A 19185-nucleotide genomic window follows, 5' to 3' on the forward strand; every position below is an offset into this window, starting at 1 on the left:
CTACGCCGGTCGGTCAAGACTGTTCGCCCAGCCCTCGATCTCGCTGTGCTCGACCAGCCGCCCGGCATCCACATCCGCCAAGCCTTCGAGCGTCAGCTGATAGCGCTTCGCTTCAAGATCAACCCAGGCCGTCAGGGCCTGTTTGACGATCCAGCCCCTGGGTCGCTCCAGACGTGCGGCGAGCTGATCGACCTTCTCGGCCAGCTCGATCGGAATGTGGGCAGTCACGACTCGCGTTTCCATTGTTCAATCCTGATAACTCATACACAATCCAATGTAATCACACTGACCAAGTTTGTCCACGGCGATCCGTGACCTGCCGCCATTTGTGAATGATAACGTCCTTTATCATTCACTAATGGCCCCAACGGTTTTGCTCTTGATTGCCGCCGCGGCTCATCGCGCCGGAGGTGTGACCAAAACATGACAGCTGAGGGGTGAAGTGCAACCTTCCAAGGAAATCGAAGTTTCAAGGTGTCATCGATGTGAGCTTTCCCGGAAATTTCGTCGTCCAATGGTGACGTAGAATTCAGTCACTTTGGAAGCGAAAGATGAAGATGCCGAAGCCGGCGTACACGCCTGGTGATGGGGCGTGTTTGTACCTTGCCTAATCAATGGTCGCTGCCGTTTCTCTTTCTTTATGTTGGCATGTATGCATGTACACATGCCAACATAAAGAGATGTATATCTTGCGTTGCAATCCCGATACGCTCTCAGTTGCCGAACAGCTCCACGATGGTTTTCATGGGCAGATACAGGCGTTTGGGCTGTTGTTGCAGCGGCAGAAAGCTAAAATGGCGGTAGAAGGCTTCGGCGGCATCGTCTTTGGCATCCACCAGGACAGCCATTGCCGCGATGTTGGCCGCTGCCTCCAGGCTGCGGCGCAGGGCATTCATGAGCAGGAATTCCCCCGCCCCCCTGCCCTTCATGCCTTGGTCAAGCGCCAAACGGCCCAGCAGCGTTACCGGTAGTTGCGGGTAGCGCGGCAGCTTCCTGGCTAGAGTGTTCGGCAGTTCGCTGGCGTCGACGACCGAGGCGGACAAGGTGTAGTAGCCGAGCACCTGCGATGCAGGCGGTTCGATCAGGACGAAGGGCGCGGCGACACGCTTTTCTGCGTCCTGGCGGGCTTGCTGTCGCAGATAGCGATCCAGCGGCGGACTGCCGCAGGAAAAGCCCTCGCGATCATGGCTCTTGCCAAGAGGTTCGACGCGATACGGAGTCACCGGGGGCAACAATTACCGCTGCTCAACCTGCTGGCGATAAGCCGCAGCGGCGTGGCGCAAGCGCTCATTGGGTGCTGGCGGATCGAGCAAGGCGGTCACGAACGCGATTTGATCGGCCCGGCTTAGGCGGATGGTTTCGTGTTCCTGAATGACGCGGGTGGCAACCTCTTGGGCGCTGGCGACGACGAATTCGCTCAAGGTGCGCCCGGACAGTTCTGCGGCCTGTTGCAGCAAGGCCTTTTGTTCGGCGGACAGGCGGGCTTCCAGGCGTGCTGTACGCGACTTGTCGCCAGTTCCCGGATGGTTGTTGGTTTGCATGGTCCTTCTCCCGTACTCTTTCGCGTCTCGCAAGCGATGACTTTTTAACTGTACGGCAGTTGTACGGATAAAACAATGTTTTTCTTTGGCATCCCCGCTCACGCCCTAGCTTTGGGGATTGCCCCAGGCGCGGCGCAACCCTGGCGCGTTGACAGTCTTAAAGCTACATCGCTACACTCAATCATGTACGCATAATAATATGTAACCATGACTAGGTGTATACATGACGATAAAACTACAGATAGTCGCCGTGGTGGCGGAAAAGGGCGGCGTCGGCAAAACGACCCTCGCCCTTACCTTGGCCGTGGCCGCCGTTCAATCGGGCCGCAAGGTCGCGGTGTTCGATCTCGATCCCCAGGCGACCGCCGCGCAATGGACAGACCGCCGCGCCCACGAATTTCCGTGGGTGGTCGCGACACCGGCGACGCGGCTTGACGCCGCCATTGCGAACGCCAAGGGGCAGTGCGTGGATTTTATCGTGATCGACACGCCGCCCCACGCCGGAACCGACGCGGTCGAGGCGGCCAGACGCTCAGACCTGGTGATTGTGCCCGTCGAACCGCATCTCTACACCCTCGAAACCCTACCCAAGCTGGGCGACCTGCTCAAACTCGGCGGCGACGCCCCCGCGTTGTTCGTAGTGAACAAGGCCGCCGTGCAGGGCAAGGAGGGCCAAGACGCCGCCGCCTACATCAAAGCGCAAGGCTTCAATGTCTGCCCCGTGACGCTGCATCTTCGGGCCGCGCACCGCCATGCCGGAAACGTCGGCCAGACCGCCCAGGAATACGAACCGAAAAGCAAGGCCGCCGATGAATCACAACAGCTATACATGTATACATTAAAACTTTTAACCAAAAGAGGCGACAGTCATGGCCAAGCCAAACCCGCTCACGCAAGGGCTTAACCAGCAAGCCCGCAGGCTCGAACCGGCAACCGAAACCCCAGATGCGGTCAAGGCGCAGCCCAGCGCCATCAAGCCCGTGCCTCCGTCCCGCGTCGGTCGCGTCCTGATCGGAGGGCATTTCGCGCCGGAGGTGCAAACTGCCCTCAAGATTGTCGCCGCGGAGGAACGCACCAGCATCCAGGCGCTTCTGGGCGAAGGGATCAACGCGGTATTCGCTCGCCGCCACAAGGCGCAAATTGCCTTGTTATCCGCCCAAACCGACGGACGGGGCTAGAGCCGTAGCCATGAACACGCGCGCACCCAAGCGGCAAGACAAAGCTGACCGTGAAGCCGCACGAATGACGGGGCAGGAGGGCGACATGATCGACAATGGTGACAAGGCCATGGTGGGTGCGATTGAACGCATCATGGAGAAAACCCGGCAACGCGAGGCCAAGCAGCCCATTCAGCTCCCGCTTTGGCCAGAACCGAAGCGGGGAACGCCCAACAGCTTTATCCGTTCCGCCCTATTCGCCGCCATCCAGAGCAAGGACAGGACATTCCTGAAAGAAACCATCCTTGGGTGGATTTAAACAAACGTCAGAAAAGTCCCATAGGTTTTTGAGCGATGGCGCGGCCTGAACTTCAGGTGAACTGAACCGCTCACGCCGGGGCATGGGCTTTGGCGGTCTTCATTCCGTGCTTCTTGAGCCAGTTGTGGAGATTCGCTTCAGTCGTGTGGTAACGCTGCGCGATGAATCTCTGCGTCGAGCCGTTGGCCAACAGGCTCTCGATTTCCGGTCGAAACGTATCCAGCTTGCTCTTGCCCGGTCCTTTGGGGCGTCCGAGCGTGAAGCCCTGTTCTTTCTTGAAGCGCAGCGCTTCCTTGGTCCGCTGCGAAATCAAATCGCGTTCGATCTCTGCCGCCATCGAGAATGCCAGGGCAATGATCTTGCTCTGGATGGTGTGGTCCAGCTGCCAATTTCCCTTCACCGAATAGACGCGGATGCCCTTGCGCGTCACCAGCACCAGAATCTCCATGCATTCGAGCATGCTGCGGCCCAGTCGCGACAGCTCAGCCACAATGATGGCATCGCCCCTCTGCAATTCCTCCAGCACCTGCGCGATCTGGCGTTCCCGCCATGGTGTGCGTCCTGAGGCAATCTCCTCGACGAAATGCACCTTGCCCAGATCGTGGTGGTTGGCAAAGCGGAGGATATCCGCCTTGTTCTTCTCGATGTCCTGGTCGAGGGTCGACACGCGCAGATAAGCGACCGTTTTGGGCGTCGTAGCAGCCACCTGTGTTGCCATGGTTACGCCATTCGATGAATACCTGAAAGTAATGCTTATCAGATAAGCATATGCATAGAAATATCAAGCATTATTGCCTAATCTTCCTTACCGGATAAACGATCGTTTTAAGAATAGACGATCCCTGCGTATGTTCCACCTGGTGAGGGCTCCCCATGCCAAGAATGAAGATCTTCAACACCCTGGAGAAAGAGGCGTTCGAGTCCCCGCCGGTGCTCAACAGCGCCGAGCGCAAACGGTACTTCTCTTTGCCGTTGATGCTCAAAGACTCGATGGTGAATTTGCGGACACCGACCAACAAAGTCTGCTTCCTGGTGGCGGCAGGTTACTTCAAGGCACGGCGCAAATTCTTCGGCTGCCAATTCCGCCAGGCTGATATCGAGTACGTCGCGAATCAGGTCGGCGTGAACTCGACCGAGGTTCGCGTCGAGACCTACAGCAAGGAAACCTGTGCCCGCCATCAGCGCGTCATCCTGAGCTACTTCAGCTGCGGTCCATTCGACGAAGCAGCGAAGAGCATCACCGCCAGGGAGATTGCAGCTCTGGTGCGCGTCCAGTTCCGGCCCAAGCTGGTGCTGCTGGAAATCATCCAGGTGCTGACCCACAAGAGAATTGCGATCCCCAGCTACAACGTGCTGGCTGACCTTATCGTCTCGGCGCTCAATCGGCACCAGCATACCCTCAGTGAAATCATCAACGAGTGCCTCAGCGAAAACCAACGCACCGGGCTCGACGATTTGTTGGAAAAGGCGCCCGGCGAGGGCTGGCGTTACCGCCTCACGTTGTTGAAAAAGCCTTACCAATCCACGCAGCCGGCGAAAATCAGAGCCAATCTGACAGACCTGGACACCGTGCAGACGCTCTATCTCGACCTGAAGCCGCTCGTGCAGCGCCTGGACTTGAGCTACGAAAGCATCCGTTACTACGCCTACTCGGTCATCAAGGCCCAGATTCCCCAAGTTTCGCGCCGCGCTGACGAAGACCGCTTCCTGCACCTGATTGCCTTCGTCGTATATCAGACCTTTAAGCTGAACGACACCTTGATCGATACGATGCTAAGCGCCGTGCAAGCGGCAGTCAACGCCGCGCAGAAGGACCAAAAGGACGTCTACTTCCGGGAGCGCGACCAGCGCAACCAGTCCTTCGCCACCCTCGTCGAGCGGTTTCGGCAGAACGTCCGCGAAACGCTGTCCGCAATCAAGCATATCGTTGCCGATGCGCAATTGAGCGACAGCCAGAAGCTCGCTTTGATCGACGTAGCACTGAATGCGGACACTGCCAAGCCGGCCCAGGTCGAACAGCAACTCGACGAGTTCAAGCAAAACGCGGTGAAATTGCAGCAGGGTCCGGACTACTTCGCGCAGCTGGAAGCGCGCTCCCTCAAGCTGCAACACCGCGTCGCCGACATCGTGCGCCAAGTGCAGTTCGCGCCCAACTGCGGCAAGCCGGCGTTGTGGGACGCGTTGCGCCATTATCAGCAGAAGGAGGGCAACGTTGACAAGAGCGCCCCTGACGATTTTCTGGCCGACGAACAGCGCGCCGCACTAACCGCCGAGGACGGCAAGTTCCGCGTCTCGCTGTACAAGGCGCTGCTCTTTGTCGAGATCGCCGAAGCCATCAAGTCTGGCGCGCTGAATCTGATCCACTCGGAGAAATACCGGTCCCTGGACGAATACCTGATCCCAAAGGCGGATTGGGAAGCCCACCGGGCCGAGTATCTGCAACGAGCGCAGCTTGAGGGCTTCGCCGACTGCAAGGCCACCTTGAGCGCGCTTGATCTGGCACTTGATGCCCGTTACCAGAAAACGAACCAGAACCTCACATCCGGTGAAAACCCGTATCTGACCATACGCGCCAACGGCAGCTTCCATGTCAGTACGCCCAAGCAAGAAGAGGTGGAATGCCTGTCCTTGGGGGCTTTCTTCCCGGATCGGAAATATATCCCCATGCTGGAAATGCTCGCGACGGTGGATCACGCCACCCACTTCCTCGATGAATTCGAGCATTGGCAAATCAAGTACCAACGCGCCAAGCCGACCAAGAAGATTCTGTTTGCCGGCATCATCGGCTATGGCTGCGATATCGGCCACCGCAAGCTGGCGCAGATTTCCAGGCAGATCGACGAGGGCGAGCTGGATAACGCAGTCAACTGGCATTTCTCGCTGCAGAACGTCCAGGGCGCCAACGATCGCATCCTGCGCTTTGTCGACCGAATGAGCGTGCCGAACATCTATCGGCGCAAACCTGACGTATTGCACACCTCCAGCGACGGCCAGAAATTCGAGGTGGCCGTTGACTCCCTGAATGCCAACTACTCGTACAAGTATCTGGGCAAAGACAAAGGCGTCAGCGTGGTGACGTTCATCGACATGCGCGATCTGATGTGGCACTCCACGGTGATCAGCTCCGCCGAACGGGAGGCGGCCTACGTCATCGACGGGCTGATGCACAACGACGTGGTCAAGAGTGACGTGCATTCGACCGACACGCACGGTTACTCGGAAATCATCTTCGCGGCGACCCATCTCCTGATGTTTGAGTTTGCGCCGCGGATCAAGGGCGTGGGCCGGCAGCAGCTCAGCGCGTTCAAGCACCGCAATCATTACGCGGAGCAAGGACACGTACTGCTACCCGACCGCTACATCCGCGAGCCCCACATCGAGGATCAATGGGATGAGGTTCTGCGCTTTATCGCGACCATCCGGCTGAAGGTGACGACCGCCTCGCAGCTCTTCAAGCGCCTGAACTCCTATTCCAAGCAACATCCGCTGTACCGGGCCTTGAAAGAATTCGGGAAGATTCCGAAGACGCTCTTCATTCTGAAATATGCTGACGATCTGGAATTCCGGCAGGCCATCGAGAAGCAGCTCAACAAGGTCGAGGCCTCGAACAAGTTCTCCAAGGCCGTTTCGTTCGGCCACAGCCAGGAATTCATCCAAAGCGAGAAGGAAGACCAGGAGATCGCCGAAGCTTGCCGGCGGCTGATCAAGAATGCGATCGTATGCTGGAACTACCTCTACCTTTCACGGGAGCTTGCCGCAGAAAAGAGCGAAGAGCGCATGGTGAAACTGCTCGAAGCCATTCGCCATGGCTCGGTCGCCACCTGGGCGCATTTCAACCTGCACGGGGAGTTCGATTTCTCGGATGAGCGAATGGTCGACTCGATGGGCTTGGCACTTCCCAAAAATCCGGCCTGGGTGTCGGGTTAAATTCGGGAGCTTCCAAATTGGCACAAAGCCTTTCTGGCTGGGGTATTACGAAAAATCCTATGGGACGTTTCTGACGTTTGTTTAATTGGACCCAAACTCACGCTGTACGGCAAGTCGCAGCGTGTGAGACTGCGCTCGGTCATTGCGATCGCCCGCTTTCTGAAGGGTCTCCCGGTGCGGGCGGTGTGGTGCGAGATGCACCAGGACGACGGCACGTGGTCGCGCCCACGGCTGATTCTGGCGACCGAGACGAGTCTGACAGCCCAGGACGTGGTGGAGATCTATGCCGAGCGCTGGGGTATCGAGCCCTTGTTTCACAATCTGAAGCGCTGGTGGGGTGTGGCGAATCTGTGGCAGCAGTCCAAGCCATTGCTGGAGCTGTGGATGCAGATTCGTTGCACGGCGTATGCCTTGATGCAGTTGCTTGCCTTGAAACTGTGGGGAGCCTTTCCATTGATGGAGATTGCGCCTTGGCGCAAGGGCGCTACGATCACCGCAGGGCTTTTTGGCCAGTGGATGCGGATTCAATTTGTCGGACTTCGCGTAAGGAGTGCCTTAGATCCGAAATCGGGGAATTTCGTGATGCCATCCCCCGGTCAGGATCAGCGTTGGCAGTGTTGAGTCACGTGGCATTGCGTAGGTCGGTGTCAAATCGTCGTGTTGTTGTGTTTGTCATGGTTCGCCACCGGGGAAATCCCGGGCGGCGAAACGTGGCGTGTGTCTAAACTTCAGGTCTGATATTACGTAAGTCGTGCTCAAGCGGCGGTGCGGGATCGTTTGTTGATAGAAAGAAACAGTTTCTGCCGGGCCTGGTTCATCTGCTCGGCAGCCGCGTTGTCGCTCCGTGCCGTGGCCTTCGCGCGCAGGCTCTCGAGGGTCACGCCGGGGCGCAGGAAGGCGGCTCCGTCGGCCAAGCTGGCCAGCTTTTCGAACGGCGTCATCACCAGCGGCAAGGGATAGCGTTTGCGTCGTTTGCCCTTCTGGTCCGTGATCTCCTCGGCAAACAGGCAGGGGCGATGGAAATTCACATAGGGATTGAGGTAGCCAGCGCACCAGGCATTGACCTCGGCGGCGCCGTATTGCGGGATATGCGCGTAGCCCAGATGCTTGCGGATCACCGCGCCGTTTTTGGTCTCGGCCAGGCCGTTGTCGTTGGCGTGGCCTGGCCGTGATTTGGTGAATTCGGCCGCTAGCTTGTCGAGCATCCGGGCGACCTTGCGATTGATGTACTCCGAACCGTTGTCGGCGTGAAAGCCCAGAATACCGAAGGGAAAGCCGCCCAGCAGGGCCTCGATGACCGGCAGCAGGTAGGCCTCGCTGATTTTCTCGCAGGTGGCAATCAGTTCCCACTGGGTGACGCAGTCGACGGCGTTGATGTGATAGACGCCCTTGATGCCGTCCTGATCGCCCTGATGCACGCTGTCGATACGGATGAAGCCCGGCCAGCCATCGGGCACCGGTGCCCGGCGCGTGCCGATAGCAACGCCCGTCGGACGGGTTTTGGTGAAGCTGCGCCGCCGGTCGATGTAGCCGCGCTGCTTGCGCAGGTTGTAGAGGTGCCCAACCGAGATCGTCGCCAGCCGTTCGTAGCGGGGGTCGCCAAAGATCACCAGCGCGCGTGCCATGAGGTGCCGCGTGGCCGGCCCGGACAGCGTGCCGTGCAGGGTGTCCGTCTCGGCCAGCACGGCGAGGTCGACTGCGGTGAAACGGCGGGCAAAGCCTTCCTTCGGCCGGCGGTAGGCTTTGACCAGTTTCTCGCCGGCCCGCCAGCGTTTGACCAGACGCGTGAGCTGCTGGCGCGAGTAGCCGCTCGTCCGCTCCAGGTAGCGCAGGACCAGCCCCTTGTCGGAGCGGTGCAGTTGGCCATAACTGAAGCGCTGCAGAACCTCTTCGATGTGTCGATAGCAATTTACATCCTCTTGCCGTGCCGAAAACCCAACCGCTTCCGTTCCCTTGAGAAACGCCTTTATCTGCTCCAGCGTCGTGAGCTTCGATTCGTCCATGTCGATCACCATGCCGCCAATGATCGATCCCTTTATCCGCCTTCAGACTCATACCTCGTTGGAAATACACCCCAGCGTTCAGACTCATACCATGTTGGAAAAGACTGTTCCTGCCCTCCGTTACGCCTATTGCAGTAAGCTTATTCCGTCATTCCGTCATTCCTCCAGGAGTTCCCTTTGAGCCAATACCCCATCGCCGTCGTCGTCGGCAGCCTTCGCCGTGATTCGATCAACCGCAAGCTCGCGACTGCGATCGCCAAACTGGCACCGCCCGAGTTCTCATTCAATCAAATCGAGATCGGTGACCTGCCGCACTACAACCAGGACGACGATGGCACCCCAGCTGAATCGGTCAAGCGCCTGAAAGGCGAAATCAAGTCGGCCAGTGGAGTGCTGTTCGTCACCGCCGAATACAACCGTTCGGTTCCGGGTGTGCTCAAAAATGCGATCGACCTTGCCTCGCGCCCTTATGGCGAAAGCGTCTGGGCGGGCAAGCCGGCCGGTGTGCTGGGGGCTTCGATCGGGGTCGTCGGCACAGCGATGGCGCAGCAGCATTTGCGTAACATCCTCGCGTACCTCGACATGCCGACGCTGGGCCAGCCCGAAGCGTTCATCCACAACAAGGAGGGTTTGTTCGACCCGTCAGGCGACATCGGTGCGGGCAGCCAGAAGTTCCTGCAGGCCTGGATGGACCGCTACGTCGCGTGGGTGAAAAAGCACGCAGGCTGATGACGGAACGCTATCGCTGGTTGGGGGTGTAAGCCGGAACCGCCGAAAATTCCGTCAGGTCACGGCGACCGAGGGTCGGCTATTGTTAAGGGTTGTCAGATGCCAGCCCTCACCGACATGACGGCTGGGAACGAGAACCGCTCATTGGGCGGGTTAGACGACGTTGTCGTCACCGCCGTGCAGATTATGGAAGGCATAGCTAGCCGGTGGGCCCCTGAACTTGATGACATTGCCTTCGGGGTCTGTGAGATACATGGGCGGACCCTCACCCTCGGCACCATAGCGCGCCTCGACGTTTCCAGCCTCCACCCCATGAGCGTTAAGGTGAATGCGAATACTGGCTTTATCAAAGGGCTCCACGCGAAGACAAAAGAGATCAAGGTTGCGTGCCTCTGTTCCAGGTGGCGCACCTCCAGCCTTGCCGAGTTTGCCATCGACAAGTAATCAACGCATTGCGAACCAAGTTGGCGCTGAGCACTACCGTCCGTTCAGGCCGAGTTGTGTTAATTACCCTTCTGGCAGATTCTGTTAAGGGTTGTCAGATGCCCGCTGACACCGATTGCCGCATTCTCCCTTACGGTTTGCGCGGATGCCGGACGAAGTGGATGATCTTGTCCAACTGGAAGTGCGTTTGTTTTCCGGCGCGCTCTGACTTTTTGGTCAGTGCTTTCTGCACCAGGTCCGAAAATGCGACCACGTCCTGCCGCGGATAATCGTCCTGAACGCCGCCATCTTGAAAGAACGCAGCAATCCAACGTGCGGCCAGTTCGTCTAGCCCAGTCTCCCGCAAATATTCTGTTGCAGCCATCTCGACGTACTCGCTCAGCTTGGGCACAGCAACTCCTGTAAATACGGTCACCATACACTTTGTGGCGTTGACCTTCCAAGGGGCCATGCCATGCGGAATGCTCGTAAGCATCGGTCATTCACCCCACATGTTGGGCCTCTTTTATTTCATCCTATCCTATACTGAGTTTTGCGTTGCTTGTTTCGAGCGGGACAAAATAGCCAAGACACACCCGGGCGCGGCAGTTCGGCGTGGTCTGATTTACTTCGGCGATTCAGGCCGAAAGTGGGCTAGATTTAAGCCGATGTTGACAGCTGCTTCGTGGAACAGCGGGTCCCCCGCTTGCAGCCGGCGTAGTGCCTGAGGGGGCCTGGCGGCTCATCGGCCGAGGCGGTGCCCATGAGCGACGGCATGTCTACCACGCTGCTGCCCGCACCTTGCCGCGTCGTGGTTCGGCGGCGCCTTCGCGCTCCCGCTGCGAAGTCGAAACATGCAAGATGCCGCCGGCCGCATTTGTCAGGCCCTCAGCGTGCCGTGTAGCCGCCGTCGATGACCAGTTCGCATCCGGTCACCCAACGTGCCTGATCGGAGGCCAGATAGACCACGCCCCAAGCGATGTCGTCGGGATGGCCAGTGCCCCCCAAGGGATGGAGAGCGTCCAGAGCGGCCTTGGCCGCGTCATGTTGCTGGCCGGCGTCCTTAACGTAGCGATCAACCAGCGCTGTGAAGATGAACCCTGGGTGAACCGAATTGACCCGGATTTTGTCGGGGGCGAAGGTCAGCGCATCGTTCTTCGACATGACGCGCACCGCGCCCTTGGAGGCGTGATAGGGCGGAATGTCGGCACCGCCGACGAGGCCGTAGATCGACGAGATATTGATGATCGATCCGCCACCGACCTGGCGCATCGGCGCGATGGCATGTTTGGTGCACAGAAAGACGGCGGTCGTGTTCACCGCCATCACCTTCTCCCATTCGGCAAGTTCGAGCTGGTCGGTCGGCTTATTGACACCTTCGATGCCGGCGTTGTTGACCAGCACGTCGAGCTGACCGAACTGGTCGACCGCCGCCTGAACGGCCGCCTTCACCTGCGCCTCGATGGTCACATCGCAGGCATGAAACGCCGCCTTGCGCCCGGCAGCCTGAAGCTTTTCGGCAACTTCGCGACCACGGTCGTCACGATCGACGATCAGCACTGCGCAGCCCTCTTCGGACATGCGCTGGGCAATCGCTTCGCCAAGACCGTTGGCCCCGCCCGTGATCAGTGCAACCTTGTCTTGCAGTCTGGACACTTTGATCTCCCTGAATGTGTTCACGTTGAACGATGCGGTCAGTGTAGCACTCCGCGTGGACGCGAGGGCGGCGCTGACCGGTAGCCCGATATCGATCACACCCTGTGAATCACTTAGGATCGCTATCGCCAGATCGAGCGGCAGATCCGCAGCACCGGGGGTATCGACCCGCTCGCCAAGTTTCACCTGCTTGAGAACGATCTTGTTCTCGCCGCGCAGCTTTCTCTCCTTAACCTTGTACTGCAGATCCAGAGACAACTGTCCGCCCGTGATCCTGCGACCGGCGAACTTGACGCCGTACGGCGACAGCGAGCTCATCGTCAGGTTGTGAAAAGTCATCTCGATATCGGTCAGTTTCGCCGGGTGGAAGACGCTGATCTGGCCGCGTATCTTCGCCGAACCGTACTTGTCTACTCGCGCGTCGAGCTGCACCTTGGCGCTGCGTGCCGGATCGGTTCCAAGGCCGGTGATCACGCCTTGCAGTTCGTGCATGCGCGTGCGGAACTGCGGTCTCAGACTGAGGTCCGCAAACTCAAGCGCGCCCTTGGAGACGCGAATGCGGGCAACCGTGACCGGAAACGGATCTTCGGTCGGAACACCCTCGTCGCCTGCTGTCGCCGCCGCTGGTGCTTCGCCGGCAACCTGCTCGCCGTCCTTGGATTTCTTCAGCACATCGGTCAGATTGATCGACTGATCCTCGGCAATGATCAAACGCCCGGTGGGCTGCACTATCTTTAGCTCGCCGACATCCAGCAGATTCGGTTCGACGGTGAGCAACAGGTCGTCGGTGGTCAGCTTGTCCCAGGTGACGAATGGCCGCTTCGGCTCGACCTCGTCGATCTGCAGCTTATCGACCACAAAGCTGCCTTTGTAGGCCAGTTTTGCACCGGCAACTGCCGGATCGCCATAGCGCAAGCGGCCACTGCTGGAAGCCGTGCCGGAGGCCACAGTCAGCGTGGTAAATTCCGACACAAGGGGCTGCACCGGTGCCAGCGCGATCTCCACCAGCTTGAGCTGCAGGTCGGACGTGCCGTCGTCGGCACGAACCGTATCTTCCCCTGACTTGGACACGTCAGCATAATTTCCTTCATGGCATCCAGAAGCTGACCTTTTCTGTCATTTACCCATCCGGGAGCAACCTGTAATGACCCACGTCGTCACCGAATCCTGCGTGAAATGCAAATATACCGATTGCGTGGACGTTTGCCCGGTCGATTGTTTTCATGAAGGGTCGAATTTCTTGGCCATTGACCCCGATGAATGTATTGACTGTGCCCTGTGCGTGGCCGAATGCCCGGTCGCGGCCATATTTGCCGAAGATGACTTGCCTAAATCCCAGCATGAGTTCCTTGCCTTGAATGCCGAGCTATCCAAGAAATGGCCAGTGATTGGGAAGAGCAAAGATGCACTGCCAGAAGCAGATGAGTACGCCAAACTGACGGACAAGCGCGGATTGCTGGAACGCTAATTTCGCTGAGTGCAGCCCATCAATGCTGCTTGCCGCTACCGGTCAACGGCAAGCATGCCGGTGTCGTCGAACGCTAAAAGAGGCTGGTCAAAGGTACTGCCGTTGTTGCTCATCACAGACGGTGCAGCAACATGGTGATCAGCAGTGAAGCGTCCTCCAGTGCCCGTACGGCGTGCGGCTGATGGTCGGCGAGATAGACCAGCGAACCGGCACGCAGGGTTTGCGTACGTCCATGCGCATCGAGTTCGACGACGCCCTCGATACACTGAATGGTGATCGTGCCCGCGGCCTCGTGCTCCTGGGTGAACTTGCCTGCTGGCAATACCAACCGAAAAACCTCGAGGTGATCGGCCCGGACGAGCGTCGTTGAAACCGAGCCCTTGACGAACTCGCCGAGTGGCGCGACGTTGATCAGTTCGCCCGAGGCAGCATGAGGGATGGCCATGTTCAGTCTCCAAAGCAATAGGGTATTCTCAACCGTCCGCAGATGGCCGCTATGTAAACCTCTACATAGTGCAGAGGGTTTTTAGCCTACCGGTCGCGGTGGTGGCGCTACACCTCCTACCAACCTCGGCACGCCGCGCCCGCCAAGCTAAAAACCCTCTGCATTATGAGACCATCAGTTTTGTTCTAAACACATGCGTAATGCATCCACCGTCACTCAACCAGAAATCAATAATCCTAAGCCGGACGAGCCGGAACCAAACAGGTATTACGATAGAAGCCTGACGAATGACCGAGGAGGCGATCATGTTGGCGATGGCTCTGGCGGAACGATACGCGACGAACATGCATGGTGTGCTTTCGTGCTTTGACCGGATCATTATCACCGGCACGCTGCCTGGTGCGTGCTACGCGGCAGGAATGACGAGTTATTTGTACGCGCACGGAATTCGGGTATTCGACTACCCGCGATTTGCCGAGCCGCTGCGAGATCGCATTCGTGAGCGTGCGCAGGAGGTGTGTCTGGCGGCGGGTATTGAAATCGAGCACGTCAGCAAAAGCCATATTCGCAAGGAAGAGTTGGTCGCGCGAGTGCTCGCCGGTCGCGGCGACGCACCGGGTTTGGTGCATGTGCTCTCGGCCATGGAAGCCTGTCCGAGCTACAAACCGTGGCATGACAAAGGCAGTGGCAAGACTTACCTGCGCCCCGATCAAGGCAAGTGCCTGCACTACTACTTCTATTTCATCGACGAGGAACTGGGGTTGTGCTACCTGCGTGTGCCGACGTGGGCACCGTTCGGGTTGCAGTTCTACTGTAATGGTCACAGCGCTCTGGCAAGAACTCTGACGCGAGAAAGGATCGACTTCCTCCAGCAGGACAACGCCTTCCTGCGTGTCGCCGACATCGCGCAGGCGCAGGCGCTGGCGGATGCGTTCAGTCCCGACGTACTTCACCCGCGACTGGATCGCTATGCGCAGTGGTTGTGCCCAGTGCTTGACGTCTTTGGATCCTCGTATCACTGGAGCTTGCGCCAAGTCGAATACTCCACCGACCTGATGTTTCGCAGTGAGCAGATATTGGTTCCACTGTATGACGCCATTTCGCGCCAAGCGGTCTTGGCCGCCAACGCAGAACGCGTCTCCAGCTTTCTGGGCAAGAAGGTCACGCCACAACTGGCCCAGGAGATCGGTTCCCGGTTGTCCACCCGTATCGAGGGGCGCTGCATCAAGCACACCATGGGCGCCGCTGGCGTCAAGGTGTATGACAAATTCTCCCGCGTACTGCGGGTCGAAACGACCGTCAATGACGTGAGTTTCTTCAAACACCACCGCAAGGTGGAACACAAGGACAGGCACGCCACCCGAGAATTGGCGCCCCTGAAGAAGACGATCTATAGCCTGATCGACCTGCGCGACATCCTGCTCGGCTGCAAGGGGTTCGGGGAGCAATGGAACCGGGAACTGGTTTAAGGTGTTCACTTATCAGAACGGTCGAGATGACGGTACGGATTAACTGGGGCCGGGAATCCGGCTTTCTGCATGTGAGACTCGTAATCCGCCCAGGCTTGTCGGCTTTGTGGGATGCTCGTCCCCCGCAGGGAGATTTCAATGGGTGGTTCGGCTAGGCGGCGACGTAGCCGCAGGCGCGGGTCGGCGTCGTTTGCGCGCGTGGACAGATCCGCCAGCCGCTTGGTCCTGGCCAGTTCCTCCAGGTCATGGGCTATGCGCCGGAGCACCCGGATCACACGGCCCGTGGTCCACGCCGACGTAACAGGTCTCTGGCAAGTCATCGTCCGGTCGGAGGTTCACTGCCGGCGTTTCTCCTGCAGCGAGAGATTCCAGCCAGCCAACGCATGAGATCAGCATCGTTGCTTCCTCTGTGAGTCGGTCTGCGACCTGCTCCTCTGCGTCAGGAAGAGGATCCTCTGGAGCAGGCCATCCCGCCTCCCGAAGCATCGATAAGGGGTGTTCCACACAATCCGCCTGCGGGCTGGTGACAAGCTGATGAACACGGGTTGGACCCAAGCCCACCTGTTGGGCGATATCTCGGACGGAAAGCCCTTGTCGATGAGCCGACACGATGGCCCAGACGCGTTCGAGTTCGGCCATCTCCAACTGGAAGGAGGCTCGTGCAAGCCGAGTACGAATACGCGCCCAGCGTTGAAATTCTTCTCTGGACTTCGGGATCATCTTTTTATCTTACCCTGAGGTGTTCATTAGAGTGAACACCTTAAACCAGTTCCCGGTTCCATTACTCCCAGAACCCCAATATCGCCGGCCGCGTGGCGGCACATCCTGCTCAACGGGCACTACACATTCCAGAGCGACGGCAAGCTCATCGACCTGGATACGCTCGTGGCAGGGTTGGGTTTGGGATGACGGAAATTTCGACGGTTCCGGCTTAGAACCCCCACCAGAACTCGCTATCCGCCACAGTGCTTGAAGACCTGCATCGAAGCCCCGGCCAGCAGCGGCCAGACATTGGTATACCAGTCCATGTACGCCGGATCCGCCAGATGAGTCTTGAGCGCCTCGAGATCAGCCCATTTCTCGACGATCACCAACTCGTTATCGTCGAAGGCGGGTTGTCCCGGAAATCCGCTCGACAAATGCACGGCCAACTCGTATTCGAGGCAACCCGCTTTCGCCTGTACGGCAGGGACGATCTTGCGCAATAGCCGCTCCACGACGTCGCGTTGCCCTTCCCGGGCCCTGATCGCAGCGATGACGTAGATCATTTCCCCGGATTCTCCTCATCGCGGCTGCACCCGGCGAACTGATGCCAGCCATCAAGCTGCTCGTGCTTGACCCCGAACAGGGCATCCTGGAGAGGCCGGGAATTGAGGAAACGATGGGGAAAGCCAAGGCTGATGGCGCTCACATTGTCGAGTTTCGCCAATGTCGAGGCGTCGAGCGTCAGTTCCAAGCAACCGAGATTCTCGATCATCTGTGACGCTGTACGCGCGCCAACGATGGGTATCAGGTGACCAGCTTGCTGGCGAATCCAGCTCAGGGCCACCTGTGCCGGCGGACGATTCAAATGAGCGGCAATGCTCGCCAGGGTGCCAGCGATTTGCAACGAGCGCCGCTTGAGACGCTCGCCATTCAGCCATTCGCCGCGCTTCGAATCGGCGATGTGAACCGCATCGTCGTTCAAAACATATTTGCCGGTGAGGACGCCACCGCCGAGCGGCGCCCACGCCATGACGCCGAGGCCCAGCGCTGCGGCCATCGGCAGAAGATCCCGCTCCGCTGTTCGCTCGATCAGGCTGAACTCCGCCTGTAGGCCAATGAAGCGTGTCCAGCCGCGAAACTCGGCCAGAGTGTTGGCCTGCGCAGCAACCCAGGCCGGCGCATCGGAAATTCCTGCGTAAAGGATCTTGCCGGAACGTACGAGGTCGTCTAGTCCGCGCATGATCTCGTCGATTGGGGTGATGGCATCCCAGACATGCAGCCAGTAGATGTCGATGTAGTCGGTCTGCAACTGCCGCAGGCTGCGCTCGATCGCCTGGTGCATGTTCTTACGGTGGTTGCCGCCGGCATTCGAATCGTTCGGATTGGTGCTCAGCGAGTACTTGGTCGAAATCACGAAGCGCTCTCGCTCACCCGCCACGAACTCACCGACCAGCCTCTCGCTGGTCCCACACGTGTAGGCGTTGGCGGTATCGAGGAAGTTTCCGCCGGCAGTACAATAGGCGTCGAAGATGGCCCGGCTCTCGTCTTTGCCAGCACCGAAGTGCCAGTCTTCTCCGAAAGTCATGGTGCCGAGGCACAGTTCCGAGACCCGCAGACCCGAGCGCCCCAGCAGCCGGTAACGCATCAGGCCACCACGACGCCGGGTGTCGGCAAGGCTTCAACCTCGGTGTTGAACGACAAACCCTCCCCAACGGGCTGACAAGAAGTGATCACGGCCTGCGCGATGGCGCTCCCGACGAGCCGTTCGATCACCCAGCCCGCCAGGTACTGCCCTGCCAGACAACCGCCAGTAGTGGCGATGTTTCCCTCAATCACGATCGGTCGCTCGACGACGCGTACGCCAAATAGCTCAAGGAGCGGTTTGGCGGAGGGATAGGTGGTGGCCTCTTTCCCGGTCAGCAGCCCGAGTGCGCCCAGAAGCAGCGCGCCGGAGCAAATCGAGCCGATCAGTTGACGCTCTGGATCAAGCTTGAACTGCGCCAGGTATTCAGAATCGACGATCTTCGTGCGCGTCCCTTTGCCGCTGGTGAAGAGCACGGCGTCAGCGACGTTGGCTTCGTCGAGGGGGCCGTGGATCGGCACCGTCAGGCCGGTCATCGAGCGATGGAACTTTGCTTCGCCGACGATGCGCACACTCCAGTTCGGGAGGTGAACGCGATTCAGGAGATCCCAGATTAGGATCAGATCGATGTCGGTGAAGTCGTCAAATGCCACGATCACGACGCGGAGAATTTGTTCGTCAGCAATGGACAGGGCTTGCATGCAATCCTCCCTCTGCAAGCGCCGCCGGCGCCAGCAGTCAAATCGACTCGAAGTTAACCGGTTGGCGCGGAAAATATTTCCCGGTCAAGGCAGTGAAATAGGTTTTGATCTCTATTCCCTGCAAATCGAATGCGTGCTTGAGATCGTGAATCTTGTTGACCACCTGATCGAGTGTGCGCCGATCGTCGATGTCGACCAAGTCGAGGTGCGACCCGAGCAGTTCTGCATGGCCGAGACCGACATCAATCTGCTGGTGCTTGAAGTAGGGATCGAAGGCCTGCGGGTCAATCGCGTAATGCTCGTGCAGGCTGCGCTTGAAGTCGTCGATCCGATCGCCGTCAAATTCCTGTGCCTCGATCACTGCCGCAACCATCAGCGCCGAGCAGGGCGCCAGTTCGAAAAGTTCACGCATCAGGAATCCGATCAGGCGCGTGGACAACAGCGGGATGCTCGTGGTCACCTCTGCGCGGGACAGACCCAACCGAACGAGGGTGTCGAGGACGAACCCTTCGTGTCCCCGCTCCTCGGCTGCGTACCGCGTCAGCACCTCCTCAAGGCGTCCATCGGCACGGTCGGCGGCGTGCTGGATGGCGGAAGGGAAATCGCGGATGTAGTGATACATCTCAAGCAGCCAACCGATCAGTACCGACTTTGGCAGATCGCCGGCCGAAAACTCGTTGCCGATGTAGGAAATGCGAAGCTCGCTGGCCCAGATGCGGCAGGCACGCACGAGCGTGTCACGGACCACCGGATGCGGAATCGTGTCCTGGGTATCGCTGGAGAAGTAGACCACGCCGGCCGGCCGCAACGACCCCAATAGCGCATTGACATCATCTACGGAAAGGCCACTCCGCGAAGCGATGTCGTCGACCGAATGATGTCCGGTGCAGTAGCTGCGCATCTTCAGGAACTGCAATGCGGGCATCACCGGAACCTCGTAGCTGGTCTGGCTGGTGATGAGGAGCGCCGTCTCTCGCTCGGGATTGATGTGCCAGACATTTTCGCGCAGTCTTGGAAACATCGAAGTACCCTGAAAAGGGTGCGGGCATGGTCAGCGTCT

General features: G+C 58.8%; 20 protein-coding genes and 1 pseudogene. 9 read left to right on the plus strand and 12 right to left on the minus strand.

Annotated features, from left to right (window positions below):
- From IPP03_05545 to IPP03_05555, 3 genes are all read right to left on the minus strand, one after another.
- Nucleotides 1-243: a ribbon-helix-helix protein, CopG family gene (locus IPP03_05545; GenBank protein ID MBL0352131.1), complete on the minus strand. Its 243-nt coding sequence runs from the start codon at nt 241-243 to the stop codon at nt 1-3.
- Between the two features lie 470 nt (nt 244-713).
- Nucleotides 714-1235, minus strand: a complete 522-nt coding sequence (locus IPP03_05550) for a GNAT family N-acetyltransferase (protein ID MBL0352132.1) — start codon at nt 1233-1235, stop codon at nt 714-716.
- Nucleotides 1236-1541 carry a DUF1778 domain-containing protein gene (locus tag IPP03_05555; protein ID MBL0352133.1) on the minus strand — a complete coding sequence of 102 codons (306 nt, stop codon included), beginning with the start codon at nt 1539-1541 and terminating at the stop codon, nt 1236-1238. It lies immediately after the preceding gene.
- 223 nt (nt 1542-1764) lie between these two features.
- Between IPP03_05555 and IPP03_05560 the strand changes: the two genes are divergently transcribed.
- From IPP03_05560 to IPP03_05570, 3 genes are read left to right on the plus strand one after another with little or no spacing between them, the layout of a single operon-like run.
- Entirely contained in the window at nt 1765-2445 is a 681-nt protein-coding gene (locus IPP03_05560) for a ParA family protein (GenBank protein ID MBL0352134.1), read from the plus strand.
- Nucleotides 2411-2719: a hypothetical protein gene (locus IPP03_05565; protein MBL0352135.1), complete on the plus strand. Its 309-nt coding sequence runs from the start codon at nt 2411-2413 to the stop codon at nt 2717-2719. The genes IPP03_05560 and IPP03_05565 overlap by 35 nt, the downstream gene beginning before the upstream one ends.
- Before the next feature lie 10 nt (nt 2720-2729).
- Nucleotides 2730-3017 (plus strand): hypothetical protein, encoded by a 288-nt coding sequence (locus IPP03_05570; protein MBL0352136.1) that lies wholly within the window; start codon nt 2730-2732, stop codon nt 3015-3017.
- A 70-nt stretch (nt 3018-3087) separates the two neighbouring features.
- Here IPP03_05570 and IPP03_05575 read toward each other — a convergent pair whose 3' ends face one another.
- The gene (locus IPP03_05575) at nt 3088-3735 is read right to left on the minus strand and encodes a recombinase family protein (protein ID MBL0352137.1); all 648 of its coding nucleotides are present in this window, start codon (nt 3733-3735) and stop codon (nt 3088-3090) included.
- Nucleotides 3736-3890: 155 nt separating this feature from the next.
- On the opposite strand from IPP03_05575, the gene IPP03_05580 reads away from it, so the two are divergent.
- Both IPP03_05580 and IPP03_05585 read left to right on the plus strand, forming a co-directional pair.
- On the plus strand, nt 3891-6944 hold the full coding sequence (locus IPP03_05580; protein MBL0352138.1) for a Tn3 family transposase: 3054 nt from the start codon (nt 3891-3893) through the stop codon (nt 6942-6944).
- A 93-nt stretch (nt 6945-7037) separates the two neighbouring features.
- Nucleotides 7038-7565 (plus strand): annotated as a pseudogene (locus tag IPP03_05585) (transposase).
- Nucleotides 7566-7699: 134 nt separating this feature from the next.
- Here the strand turns inward: IPP03_05585 and IPP03_05590 are convergent.
- A complete protein-coding gene (locus IPP03_05590) occupies nt 7700-8959 on the minus strand; it encodes an integrase (GenBank protein MBL0352139.1) in 1260 nt (419 codons plus the stop codon).
- 165 nt (nt 8960-9124) lie between these two features.
- On the opposite strand from IPP03_05590, the gene IPP03_05595 reads away from it, so the two are divergent.
- Nucleotides 9125-9676, plus strand: coding sequence for an NAD(P)H-dependent oxidoreductase (locus IPP03_05595; protein MBL0352140.1), 552 nt, complete (start codon nt 9125-9127; stop codon nt 9674-9676).
- 99 nt (nt 9677-9775) lie between these two features.
- Complete coding sequence (locus IPP03_05600) at nt 9776-10120, plus strand: hypothetical protein (GenBank protein MBL0352141.1); 345 nt, start codon at nt 9776-9778, stop codon at nt 10118-10120.
- A 130-nt stretch (nt 10121-10250) separates the two neighbouring features.
- Here IPP03_05600 and IPP03_05605 read toward each other — a convergent pair whose 3' ends face one another.
- A complete protein-coding gene (locus IPP03_05605) occupies nt 10251-10511 on the minus strand; it encodes a hypothetical protein (protein MBL0352142.1) in 261 nt (86 codons plus the stop codon).
- 476 nt (nt 10512-10987) lie between these two features.
- Nucleotides 10988-12826, minus strand: a complete 1839-nt coding sequence (locus tag IPP03_05610; protein ID MBL0352143.1) for a glucose 1-dehydrogenase — start codon at nt 12824-12826, stop codon at nt 10988-10990.
- 73 nt (nt 12827-12899) lie between these two features.
- Here IPP03_05610 and IPP03_05615 point away from each other — a divergent pair, with 73 nt between their 5' ends.
- Entirely contained in the window at nt 12900-13223 is a 324-nt protein-coding gene (locus tag IPP03_05615; GenBank protein MBL0352144.1) for a ferredoxin family protein, read from the plus strand.
- A 112-nt stretch (nt 13224-13335) separates the two neighbouring features.
- Here IPP03_05615 and IPP03_05620 read toward each other — a convergent pair whose 3' ends face one another.
- Nucleotides 13336-13668, minus strand: a complete 333-nt coding sequence (locus IPP03_05620; protein MBL0352145.1) for a cupin domain-containing protein — start codon at nt 13666-13668, stop codon at nt 13336-13338.
- 287 nt (nt 13669-13955) lie between these two features.
- Between IPP03_05620 and IPP03_05625 the strand changes: the two genes are divergently transcribed.
- The gene (locus tag IPP03_05625; protein MBL0352146.1) at nt 13956-15137 is read left to right on the plus strand and encodes a hypothetical protein; all 1182 of its coding nucleotides are present in this window, start codon (nt 13956-13958) and stop codon (nt 15135-15137) included.
- A 953-nt stretch (nt 15138-16090) separates the two neighbouring features.
- Here the strand turns inward: IPP03_05625 and IPP03_05630 are convergent.
- The 4 genes from IPP03_05630 to IPP03_05645 are packed head-to-tail and all read right to left on the minus strand — an operon-like array spanning nt 16091 to nt 19146.
- Nucleotides 16091-16405, minus strand: a complete 315-nt coding sequence (locus IPP03_05630) for an antibiotic biosynthesis monooxygenase (GenBank protein ID MBL0352147.1) — start codon at nt 16403-16405, stop codon at nt 16091-16093.
- Nucleotides 16402-17487 carry an aldo/keto reductase gene (locus tag IPP03_05635; protein MBL0352148.1) on the minus strand — a complete coding sequence of 362 codons (1086 nt, stop codon included), beginning with the start codon at nt 17485-17487 and terminating at the stop codon, nt 16402-16404. The genes IPP03_05630 and IPP03_05635 overlap by 4 nt, the downstream gene beginning before the upstream one ends.
- Nucleotides 17487-18125 (minus strand): DJ-1/PfpI family protein, encoded by a 639-nt coding sequence (locus IPP03_05640; protein ID MBL0352149.1) that lies wholly within the window; start codon nt 18123-18125, stop codon nt 17487-17489. Before IPP03_05640 ends, IPP03_05635 begins: the two co-directional genes overlap by 1 nt.
- Before the next feature lie 37 nt (nt 18126-18162).
- Nucleotides 18163-19146 carry a hypothetical protein gene (locus IPP03_05645; GenBank protein ID MBL0352150.1) on the minus strand — a complete coding sequence of 328 codons (984 nt, stop codon included), beginning with the start codon at nt 19144-19146 and terminating at the stop codon, nt 18163-18165.
- Nucleotides 19147-19185: the final 39 nt, after the last annotated feature.

Origin of the sequence: Candidatus Dechloromonas phosphoritropha (assembly GCA_016722705.1) — a bacterium.
Taxonomy (GTDB): domain Bacteria; phylum Pseudomonadota; class Gammaproteobacteria; order Burkholderiales; family Rhodocyclaceae; genus Azonexus; species Azonexus phosphoritrophus.